Origin of the sequence: Stenotrophomonas sp. SMYL20, from assembly GCF_036320045.1 — a bacterium.
Classification (GTDB): domain Bacteria; phylum Pseudomonadota; class Gammaproteobacteria; order Xanthomonadales; family Xanthomonadaceae; genus Stenotrophomonas; species Stenotrophomonas maltophilia_A.
In genome coordinates this window covers 133,490-143,589 of sequence record NZ_JAWIRT010000013.1, presented here as the reverse complement: position 1 = coordinate 143,589, position 10,100 = coordinate 133,490, and the positions used below count along the sequence as shown (strand labels likewise).

General features: G+C 67.8%; 8 protein-coding genes. 2 read left to right on the top strand and 6 right to left on the bottom strand.

Features of this window, described 5'->3' with window-relative positions:
- Positions 1-193: 193 nt before the first annotated feature.
- Positions 194-760, bottom strand: coding sequence for an N-acetylmuramoyl-L-alanine amidase (locus V3B48_RS12115; RefSeq protein WP_329893808.1), 567 nt, complete (start codon positions 758-760; stop codon positions 194-196).
- A gap of 72 nt (positions 761-832) precedes the next feature.
- Here V3B48_RS12115 and V3B48_RS12110 point away from each other — a divergent pair, with 72 nt between their 5' ends.
- On the top strand, positions 833-1,360 hold the full coding sequence (locus V3B48_RS12110) for an alpha/beta hydrolase (RefSeq protein WP_049399884.1): 528 nt from the start codon (positions 833-835) through the stop codon (positions 1,358-1,360).
- Positions 1,361-1,505: 145 nt separating this feature from the next.
- Complete coding sequence (gene rlmKL / locus V3B48_RS12105; protein ID WP_049423319.1) at positions 1,506-3,644, top strand: bifunctional 23S rRNA (guanine(2069)-N(7))-methyltransferase RlmK/23S rRNA (guanine(2445)-N(2))-methyltransferase RlmL; 2,139 nt, start codon at positions 1,506-1,508, stop codon at positions 3,642-3,644.
- A gap of 155 nt (positions 3,645-3,799) precedes the next feature.
- Here the strand turns inward: rlmKL and V3B48_RS12100 are convergent, their stop codons facing one another.
- From V3B48_RS12100 to V3B48_RS12080, 5 genes are all read right to left on the bottom strand, one after another.
- Entirely contained in the window at positions 3,800-4,129 is a 330-nt protein-coding gene (locus V3B48_RS12100) for a DUF3325 domain-containing protein (RefSeq protein ID WP_049399886.1), read from the bottom strand.
- Positions 4,126-5,763 (bottom strand): PepSY-associated TM helix domain-containing protein, encoded by a 1,638-nt coding sequence (locus V3B48_RS12095; protein WP_329893807.1) that lies wholly within the window; start codon positions 5,761-5,763, stop codon positions 4,126-4,128. Before V3B48_RS12095 ends, V3B48_RS12100 begins: the two co-directional genes overlap by 4 nt.
- On the bottom strand, positions 5,760-6,074 hold the full coding sequence (locus tag V3B48_RS12090; protein ID WP_125893479.1) for a DUF3649 domain-containing protein: 315 nt from the start codon (positions 6,072-6,074) through the stop codon (positions 5,760-5,762). The genes V3B48_RS12095 and V3B48_RS12090 overlap by 4 nt, the downstream gene beginning before the upstream one ends.
- 107 nt (positions 6,075-6,181) lie before the next feature.
- Positions 6,182-8,407: a TonB-dependent siderophore receptor gene (locus V3B48_RS12085; RefSeq protein ID WP_329893806.1), complete on the bottom strand. Its 2,226-nt coding sequence runs from the start codon at positions 8,405-8,407 to the stop codon at positions 6,182-6,184.
- A gap of 291 nt (positions 8,408-8,698) precedes the next feature.
- Positions 8,699-9,985 carry a DUF445 family protein gene (locus V3B48_RS12080; protein WP_329893805.1) on the bottom strand — a complete coding sequence of 429 codons (1,287 nt, stop codon included), beginning with the start codon at positions 9,983-9,985 and terminating at the stop codon, positions 8,699-8,701.
- Between the last annotated feature and the right edge of the window lie 115 nt (positions 9,986-10,100).

Here is a 10,100-nt window from a genome sequence, read left to right as displayed (position 1 = left end):
GGGTCCGGTTGCGGGGGCGTGAGCCGCATGGATGCGGCGACCGAGCTTACATGGACGTACTTGCAGCGTCCCCCGCAACCGGACCCACCCCGCCTCCCCTCAGGAAGTCAGCTTCTGCTTTTGCTGTTGTTCTGGCTTCGGCTTCGGCTTCGGCTTCGGCTTCTGCGGGTGCAGGGCGCAGCCCTGCAAACCCTTACCCAACCGGCTGCAACGGCACCTTCGCCAGCACCCGCGCCCACGGGAACAACGGCCCCGGATCACGCTTGCGCGCCACCATCAGCGCCGGGTCATCGCTGGCCGGCACCTGCTCCAGGTCCAGCTGGTCGTGCCCGGCAATCCGCCGCAGCGACGGATAGCGCACCACCAGCGCCTGCAGCAGCTGCTCCAGCGCCTGCAGCTGTGCCTCGGTGTAGGGCTCGTCCATCGCCTGCTGGCGGCTGTCGAACCAGTGCGGGTAGCGCCCGGTGTTGACCAGCTCGATGCCCAGCGTATGCGCGTTCATGCCGCGCACGTGATGCGCCACGCGTTCCGGCGCCACGTACTGCACCACGCTGCCATCGCGGTCGATGTAGAAGTGGCCGCTGTTGCCGGCGCCGCTGTCATACAGCACGCGCTCGCCGTACTCACGGGCCATCGCCAGATCGGGCAGCTCGGTGCAGTGGATCACCACCATCTCCAGCGTGGTCGGGTCGCGCAGTGGCAGACGGTCTTCGTAGGGCAGGGGCTGCAGCTGCAGGCCGGGCAGGAGCGGGTTGGGCATCCGGCGATGCTAGCATTGCGGCATGAACCTGCCTTCCCTTTCCTCGTCGGTCCGCTCCCATGGAGCGCGCGCATGAGCCGCGGCCACTGCATCCTGTCCCACGGTTTCGAGAGCGGCCCGGAGGCGACCAAGGTCACCGCGCTGGCCGACGTGGCGCAGCGCCTGGGCTGGACTCATGAGCGCCCGGACTATACAGACCTGGACGCGATGAGCGAGGTCAGCCGCGTAGGTGACGTGCCGACCCGCCTGCGCCGCCTGGTTGAACGCACCGCCATCGCTGCCCAGCAGGGTCCGGTGGTGCTGGCCGGCTCCAGCCTGGGTGCCTACATCTCTGCCATCGCCTCGCTGCAGGTGCCGGTGGCCGGCCTGTTCCTGATGGTGCCGCCGACCACCATGGGCCCGATGCCGGCGCTGGACGCCGCCGCCGTGCCGACCACCGTGGTCCAGGCCTGGCATGACGATGTGGTGCCGGCCGCTGGAGTGATCGCCTGGGCCCAGGCGCGTTCGGCGCAGCTGCTGCTGGTCGACGACGGCCACCGCCTGGAGCACCACGTGGAGGCCTCCGCGCAGGCCTTCGAGCGCTTGCTGCGGCAACTGTGAAGCCCGGGCGCACGGCGCGCCCGCCCGCATTGACTACAATGGCAGCCCCGCCGCCCCCGGCGCGGGCCTGCCGGCCGTGCCTACGGCCCTCCTTTCCGACTGGCCCGGCCCCTGTGCCGCGCCCGACCACCTGCGAACCGATCCTGTGAAATTCTTCGTCTCCTGCGCCAAGGGCCTGGAATACCTGCTTGCCGATGAACTGTCGGCCCTGGGCCTTGGCAAGGCCACTGCCACCATTGCCGGCGTCAACGCCGAAGGCGAACTGGAGCAGGCGCTGCGGATCGTGATGTGGTCGCGCCTGGCCAGCCGCGTGCTGTGGCCGATCGACGAGTTCGACTGCCCGGACGAGCAGGCCCTGTATGACGGCGTGCGTGCGCTGCCGTGGCACGAGCACATCAAGCCGGAGATGACCCTGGCGGTGGACGCGCACGTGTCCGGCGACAAGATCACCCATGCCCGCTTTGCCGCGCAGCGGATCAAGGACGCCATCGTTGACCGCATGCGTGATGAAGGCCTGGAGCGCCCGTCGGTCAACACCGACCTGCCGGATGTGCGGGTCAACCTGTCACTGCGCAAAGGCCGTGCCTCGCTGTCGATCGACCTCGGCGGCGGCCCGTTGCATCGCCGTGGCTGGCGCGGCGCCGCTCACGAGGCACCGCTGAAGGAAAATCTGGCCGCCGCGCTGCTGCTGCGCGCGCAGTGGCCGCGGCTGCACGCCGCCGGTGGCGGCCTGCTGGACCCGATGTGCGGCAGCGGCACGCTGCTGATCGAAGGCGCGCTGATGGCCGCCGACGTCGCGCCCGGCCTGATGCGCCACGGCAGCCTGCCGCCGAGCCGCTGGCTGGGCTTCGACAAGGCCGCCTGGAAGAGCATCCAGAGCGAGGCGCGTGACCGCGAAGCGGCTGGCCTGGCCGCGCTGAAGCCGGTCATCCACGGCAGCGACATCGACCCGACCGCGATCCAGGCGGCACGCGAGAATGCTGAGGTGGCCGGTGTCGCCCACGCGATCCGCTTCACCCGCGCCGATGTGGCCGACCTGGCCGCACCGGAGCAGGAGATCGGTGCGGTGGTCTGCAACCCGCCGTATGACGAACGCCTGGCCGCCGACCCGGCGCTGTACCGCGCACTCGGCAATGCCCTACAGAAAGCGGTGCCGCAGTGGCGCGCCAGCCTGCTGTGCGGCAACGACGAACTGGCCTTTGCCACCGGCCTGCGTGCGGGCAAGAAGTACCAGATGTTCAACGGTGCGCTGGAATGCGCGCTGATCGTCTGCGACCCGATCGCCGTGCCGGGCCGCGACCCGGCGCAGCCGCGCGAACTCAGCGAAGGTGCGCAGATGGTGGCCAACCGCCTGCGCAAGAACCTTAAGAAGTTCAAGAGCTGGCGTGCCCGCGAGGATATCACCTGCTTCCGCGCCTACGATGCCGATCTGCCGGAGTACGCGGCGGCCATCGATGTCTACGAGGAAGACGGTGGCAAGCGCCGTACCTTCCTGCATGTGCAGGAGTACGCGGCACCGGCGGCGATTCCGGAGAACGACGTGCGCCGTCGCCGCAACGAACTGCTGGCCGCTGCACGGGAAGTATTCGGCGTGCCGCCGGAGCAGGTCTCGATGAAGTCGCGCGAGCGCGGCAAGGGCGGCAGCAAGTACGGCCGCTTCGAGCAGCGTGACGAATTCATCGTGGTGCGCGAGAACAACGCGCTGCTGCAGGTGAATCTGTTCGACTACCTGGACACCGGCCTGTTCCTCGACCATCGCCCGCTGCGCCGGATGATGGCCGAACAGGCGCGTGGCAAGCGTTTCCTCAACCTGTTCTGCTACACCGGCGTGGCCAGCGTGCAGGCCGCCGTGGCCGGTGCGGCCAGCACCACCAGCGTCGATCTTTCGGCGACCTACCTGCAGTGGTGCTACGACAACCTGGCGTTGAACGGGCAGGGCGGCAACCAGCACCTGCTGGTGCAGGCCGATGCGATGGCCTGGCTGGAAGGCGACCGTGGCCAGTACGACGTGATTTTCTGCGATCCGCCGACCTTCTCCAACTCCGCACGCGCCGATGACTTCGACGTGCAGCGCGAGCAGTTGAAGCTGCTGCGCGCGGCGGTGGCGCGGCTGGCGCCGGGTGGCGTGCTGTACTTCTCCAACAACTTCCGCCGCTTCAAGCTGGAAGAGAACGCCATCGCCGAATTCGCCCAGTGCCGCGAAATCACCGCGCGCACCATCGGCCCGGATTTCGAGCGCAACGCGCGCATCCACCGCGCGTGGGAACTGAAGCGGTTGGGGTAAGCCCGGTAATGCCGGCCGCTGGCCGGCAACGTTGTCAGATCCGCAGAGGGTTCATGGGATGCCGGCCAGCGGCCGGCACTCCCCATATCTGGCCGGTACATCCACGCCATGCGTGGATGGCTGTTCAGTAGATCCACGCCATGCGTGGATGGCGGTTACAGCAACGCCACCAGCAGCCCGGCCACGGGCAGCGCGATCGCCAGCGGCGCGATCCATTTCGGCCGGTACGGGTACAACCCGAACGACAGCACCACGCCGCCCACGGTCATCACGCCCAGCCACAGCACCGGGCCCATCGCCCAGCCGTGGTCGACCACGCACAATGCGAACGCTACCGTCAGCAGCACCCAACCCAGCACCCGCCACTGCGTGCGCCGTGCCGGGGTGGCTGCAGCCTTGCCGTGCAGGTCGTGCTGGTGCTTCTCCATCGCCAGCGACAGCGCGGTGAACGCGGAGAACGACAGGGTCAACGCCAGCAGCATCATGCGCTGGCCTCCGCTTCGGCGGTTTCTGCAGCGTCCACCGGGGCCTTGGGCGCCGCTGCCGCCGCTGCACGCTTCTTCTTCTCGGCCGCGCTCAGCGGTGGTGTCCAGCGCTGCATGCGCCAGCCGCACAGCGCCAGCATCGCGCCGAACGCGATCATCGACAGATCAAAGCCAGCCAGCACCCAGTCGCCGTTGCGCAGGGTGTTGCCCAGGTGCGCATGCGTGGTCAGCGCATTGACCACCGGCACCAGCGCGAACGCGCCTGCGCCCAGGTACAGCTGCCAGGCCCACATCATCCGCTTCGGCCAGATGAAGGCGGCCAGCAGTGCCGCGCCCCAGGCGTAGAAGAACACGTTGGCCTCGGCGCTGGAGCGCTCGGCGATGTCCAGCGGCAGCAGGCGGTTGCCCCAGAAGTACGCTGCAAAGGCGATCGGCAGGCCGGCCACGGTACCGATGTTCAACGCATCGACCAGGCGCAGGCCGAAGCCTGTGCGGCCACTCTTGGCGTGCTTGGGCCGTTCCTTCACCGCCCACAGCACCACGCCGCTGGCCACCATCAGGCAGCCGACCAGGCCGGACAGGAAGAACAGTGCGCGCAGGCCCCAGTCGGCGAAGCGCGCCAGGTGCAGGCCGTACAGCACGCCGCGGGTGGCGGTGGCGCCACCGGAAGGCGGTGTTTCTTCCAGCAGCGTGCCGTTGACCATGTCGTAGCGCACGGCCGGGGTGTCGGTGGACAGGCGCTTGCCGTCACGCTGGCGGATGTCGATCACTGCATTGGCCGCGCCCGGGTTGGACACGGTGAAGCCGGCCACTTCCACGCCGTGCCAATGCGCTCGCGCGCTGTCCAGCAGCTGCGCGATCGGCAGCGGGGTGGCGCGGCCTTCGGCAGGTGCAGTCACCTCCGGCATGCCACCGAAGGCCTCGCTGTAGAAGGCATCCTCGTCCTGCGGGTAGGCCACCTTCACGCCCCACGGCAGGTACATGATCATCAGGGTGACGATGCCGGTGTAGGTGATCATCGCGTGGTAGGGCAGGGCCATCACCGCGCTGACGTTGTGGAAATCGAGCCAGGACCGCAGGCCCTTGTCCTTGCGGAAGGTGAAGAAGTCCTTGAAGATTTTCTTGTGGGTGATGACGCCGGTGATGATTGCCACCAGCATGAACATCGCGCAGAAGCCGACCAGATAGCGCGCCCACAGCACCGGGATGTAGTGCAGGTCGAAATGCAGGCGGTAGAAGAAATCACCGCCGCGGGTCTCGCGGGCCTTCAGTGCCTGCCCGGTGTTCGGGTCCAGTGTTGCGTCGCCGAAGCCCCCTCGACGGCCACGGCTGGGGTCGGCCAGCTCCGGCGGCAGCCGCCAGAACATCTGCATGGCGGGGTTGCGCGGTTGTGGCAGGGTGACGAACCAGTTCTCGGCCTGCGCGGCGTTGGCCTGCAGGTAGTCCACGGCACGCTGCGCGGCCACATCGATGCTGACGTTGCTGGAGGGCAGTTCCGGGCGCATCCAGCGGCTGATTTCCTCGCGGTAGTAGCTGGCCGTGCCGGCCATGAAAATCAGCAACAGCAGCCAGCCGACCAGCAGGCCGGTCCAGGTGTGCAGCCAGGCCATCGACTGGCGGAATCCGTTCTTCATGCCCAGGCCCCCAGCATGCGCGCGATGACTGCCATCAGCAGGGTGGGGGCGAGGATGCCGACCCACGCACGCAGCGCACTGCGCGTGGCGAACGCCCACAGCGCCGCGCAGGCGGCCACCAGAATGGCCAGCAGCATGCCGGTCAGCACGGTCTGGCCACGTGCGCCGGGCAGCGCTACCGCGCAGAATACGCTGGTCACAGAAGCCAGCGTGTAGCCGCCGAAGATCGCCGCCAGCGAGCGTGACAGCACGCCCCAGCGCGGGTTGGAGAAGAAGGTGCGGGGGCTGGCGGTTGCGGGCGAGCGGTCCACGGCGTTCCTGCAGGTTTCAGTGAAAAGGAACCGGCGCACCGCAGCGCGCCGGGGTTGGCCATCCGTGGCCGGGCACCGGTCGCAGAACCGGTGCCATCCATCGAGGGTCAGAGCTTCCAGCGCAGTGTCATCGTCACATTGCGCGGTTCGCCCCAGAACACGCCGTCATAGAAACCGACGCGGTTGTAATACTTCTTGTCCAGCAGGTTGTTCACGTTTACCTGCGCGGTGAAGTTCTCGTTGAAGCGATAGCCCGCCGACAGGTTGAGCAGGTAGATGTCGCCCTGTTCGATTGCCACGCGGTCGCGCTTGCCGCTGGTCAGGAAATCCGCACGCGGCTTGTTGCTCAGGCTCCAGATTCCGCTCTGCCAGGTGGCGCCACCGCCCAGCCAGAAGCGGCCTTCAGCACCGCCCGGTCGCCAGCTGGCGTTGAGGCGGAACAGATCGACCGGGACGACGGTGTTCTGGCGCACGCCCTGCGCATTGCGGCTGACGGTGTGGGTGAAGCCGGCCGCCAGGTTCCAGTTCTCACCAAGGCTGCCTTGTGCTTCGATCTCCCAGCCCTTGACCTTGTTGCCCTTGCCGGTGGAGCGGTAGGCACTGACCCCACCCGGCAGCGAGTTTTCCGGCACCGAGTCGTCGAGCTCGGCAACGTTGTCCTTCTGGCCCTTGAACACGGCCGCGGAAGCATTCAGCAGACCGTCGAAGAACTCGGCCTTGACGCCGGCCTCCCACATGTCACCGACCACCGGTTCGAGGTAGTTGTTGTCCCGGTCACGGTAGTTCTGCGGCTGGAAGATGTCGGTGTAGCTGACGTAGCCGCTGAAGTAGCGGTTGAAGTCGTAGATGAAGCCGGCATACGGAGTGAGCGAGTCGTCCGGCTTGTAGCCGCCGCGACGCGTATCGGTCAGGCGACCGGCGGCGTCATGGGTGTAGTTCCAGGTGCGCGTTTCCCAGCTGCCGTAGCGCGCGCCGAGCACCGCGGTCAACGGATCGGCCAGCTGCAAGCGCGTCGCCAGATAGGCCGCGCGCTGGCGCAGTTCGTCTTCAGAAGCCAGATAGCCCAGGCGGGTGACCTGCAGCGGCGCGACGTCGCCGTTCCAGCGATGCCAATCCGGTACACGGGTGTAGCTGTCCGGGTAGGCAGCAGTGTCGGTGGCAGGCACTTCACCCTTGCGCGCCGATTGGCCGAAACCGAGCACCAGCTCGTGTTCCCGGCCGAACAGCCGGAACGGACCGCCAACGTTGAAGTCGAACACCTGCATGTCGCCGTTCTCGCCGAAGCTGCCGACGAAGGCGCTGATGCCGCTGCCATCGGCATTCGGGTAGCCGGAGGCCCCGTACCACACCGCACCGTCGGTTTCGCGCTTGGAGCGGGTATAGGCGGCCTTGGCGGTCCAGCCGTTGCCCAACTGCTGCTCAAGGCGTGCGAATGCGCTCTTTTCGATGATCGGCCAACTGCTCCAGCGGGCGGACAGGTTGGTCGAGCGCGGCAGGTTGGCGGGCTGGCCATCGGACCCCCAGTACGGCACCACGCCCCAGGTCACGCCTGTGGTGCGCGGCGACTGGTATTCGTAGCCGGCCTCGAGCAGGGTCGTGTCGGTGATGTCGGCCTGGACGATGCCGTAGAACACGTCCTTGTCCAGTTTGTAGACATCGCGGAACGAGTCACTCTGTTGTTTGGCCGCCACCACGCGCGCGCGGATGCGGCCGTCGAGCGCAACCGGGCCACCGAGGTCGGCCTCCAGGCGCTGGTTGCCCCAACGCCCGAGGGTCAGGTTGGCGCTCATCTGGAAGCTGTCGGTAGGACGCTTGCGCACGAAGTTGATGGTGCCCGAGGGATCGCCGGCACCGGTGGTCAGGCCGGTTGCGCCGCGCACCACTTCGATGCGGTCATAGATCACGCTGTCGGTGTTGGTCTTGATGTACCCACCGAAGGTGTTGAGCATCCCATCGACCTGGAAATTGGTGATGTTGTAGCCGCGCGAGACGTAGTTGATGCGCTCACTGTCGGTAACCGATACCGCCACGCCGGTGACCTGGCCCATCACATCGGACAGCGAGAACAAGCCCATGTCATCCAGGCGCTGGCGGGTGACCACGGTCATCGACTGCGGCGTCTGGCGCAGCGACAGGCCGAGCTTGGTGGCCGTGCTGGCACGCTTGACCGTATAGCTGTCGACGATATCGCCGTCAGCGGTGACCTGGACCGTATCCAGCGTGCGCGCGGAAGGATCGGCAGTGCCGTCGGCATGGGCCAGCGGGGCGATCATCAGTGCGGTCACGGCCAGGGCCAGCAGAGTGGGACGAGGGTGGTTCAACGGCATTGCCATCGGTGCGATTCCATGCAGGACGAAACAGGCGATGGAATGCGCAGACACAGCAGCCATGCGCTTCGCGCACGTCGCCCAGCGAGTCCCATCGACGGTGCGCCACCCGCTTGGTGCGGGCGACCCGGTAGTCGGGGGATGTACACGGGCGAAGGGGCGGGTGGGTGCGTGCTTCCGTGCCCCGCTTGGCTAAGCGTACAACCGATCGGCAAATGATAGGCATTCGCATTTCGTTAATCAAGCGTGACGAATTCCGTCTCCACGCAGGGCGTGGATCGACTGCCGGATGGGGTCCTAGAACCTGAACACCACCGTCGCTGCATGCAGCAGCAGGCCGATCAGGCCGCCCACCAGGGTGCCGTTGAAGCGGATGAACTGCAGGTCGCGGCCCACGCTCAGTTCCAGCTGTTCGACCAGATGCCGCTCGTCCCAGCTCTTCACGGTCTGCGCGATATGCGTGGTCACGCCCTCGCGCAAGCGCCCGGTCAGCCGCTGTGCGCCTTCCAGCAGATGCTGGTTGAGCGCCTCGCGCAGGGCCGGGTCGGCCTGCAGGCTGCTGCCCAGCGAGGCGAGGCTGCGCTGCAGGTGGCCGACCAGCGCCGAGTCCTCGCGCTGCAGGTCGCTGCGCAGGCTGGCGTGGATGCGCGCCCACAGACCCTGCACGTAGTCCTGCAGAGCGGGGTGGTCGATCATTTCCTGCTTGAGCTGCTCGATGCGCTCGGCCAGGGCCGGGTCCTCGCGCAGGCGCTGCACGTAGTTCTGCAGCCAGCTCTCGTAGTCCTGGCGCAGCGGATGCTGCGGCTCGGCCAGCACCTGCTGCAGTTCTTCCAGCACCGCACGCGCCAGGCGCTCGGCCAGGCTGTCGCCGATCTCGTCGATCGGCTTGACCCAGTTCACCGTGCTCGACAATGTCGGCCATTCGCGCTGGATGTAGCGCACGATCAGCTGCGAGGCGCGCTCCTTCACTTCCGGCTGCTCCAGCCAGCGGCCCAGCCGCTGCAGGCCCTCGTCCAGCACGCGCTGGTGGCGGCCATCGGCGGTCAGCAGGGCCAGCAGCTCACCGGCGGTGGAGGCGGCATTCCACTGCCGCAGCTGCTGCACCACGAACGCATGGAGCTGCCGGCGCACGGCGGCTTCGTCGAAGAAGTCCAGCGCCTGCAGCGCCCAGCCGCGGGCCATGTCGGCCAGCATCCGTGAGCGCGCCGGATCGGCCAGCCAACTGCCGAGGCGGCTGGCCGGATCGAACACCTGCAGCTTGGCCAGCAGCACACCCGGCTCCAGGAACTGGTCGCGCACGAACAGGGCGAGGCTGTCGCCGATGCGTTCCTTGCTGCGCGGGATGATCGCGGTGTGCGGGATCGGCAGGCCCATCGGCCGCCGGAACAGGGCAACGACCGCGAACCAGTCGGCCAGTGCGCCCACGGCTGCGGCTTCGCAGAACGCCGAGACCCAGGCCCAGATGCCGCGCTCGCCCTGCCAGTGGCTGACCGCGAAACCGGCCAGCATCAACAGCAGCAGTCCCAGCGCGAGGGCTTTCAGGCGCCGCAGCTGTGCGCGGCGCGGATCGTTGGCAGACGTCATGCCGGAAGTCTAACCGGCACGGCATGAGCATCTGGTAGTGGCGGGCGGGGGGGGGGCGCCCCCCCCCCCCCCCCACGGCCCAGGGGGGGGAGGCCCGCCGCCCGCACCGACCCCC